Consider the following 601-nt stretch of genomic DNA (forward strand, 5'->3'; position numbering starts at 1 on the left):
CAACTGGATGAGGCAATCTAACCAGTTGGCCCATTACCTGCGTAATCAATATGAAGTTGTTGCAGATGACCTGGTGGGCATAAAACTGGATCGTAGCGAATGGCTGCTGATTGTAATATTGGGGATCTTAAAGTCAGGAGGGGCCTATGTTCCCATCGATCCTGATTATCCGCCGGATCGTATCGATTATATGCTGTCGGATACCGGCTGCAAAGTGTTGATCGATGAAGGGGAGCTGTTGCGTTTTAAAGCAATCCAATCAGGATACGATACCACATCGCCGGTTATTGTTAACCAACCCCATGACCTGGCTTATGTGATGTACACTTCTGGTTCCACGGGCATGCCGAAAGGAGTGATGGTGATGCATCAGAATGTAGTGAGATTGGTAACCGCACAGCAGTATGTGACGCTGAAAGGGGATGAAGTATTGTTGTCTACGGGAGCCCTTTCTTTTGATGCCACTACTTTTGAGTATTGGTCGATGCTGCTGCATGGCGGCAAACTGGTGCTGTGCAGCCAGGAGTCGCTGCTGGATGAGCAACAGCTCTCTGCCCTGATAGCCASGCACCAGGTAGATCTGATGTGGTTTACCAGTGGT

At 49.0% G+C, this 601-nt stretch carries 1 protein-coding gene; it reads left to right on the forward strand.

Annotation, left to right across the window (positions count from 1 at the left end):
* Positions 1 to 601 (forward strand): AMP-binding protein (locus AC1DFM_RS34690; protein WP_477081367.1); only part of this gene is annotated, 601 nt, incomplete at both ends.

The organism is Chitinophaga sp. 05T412, from assembly GCF_056396465.1.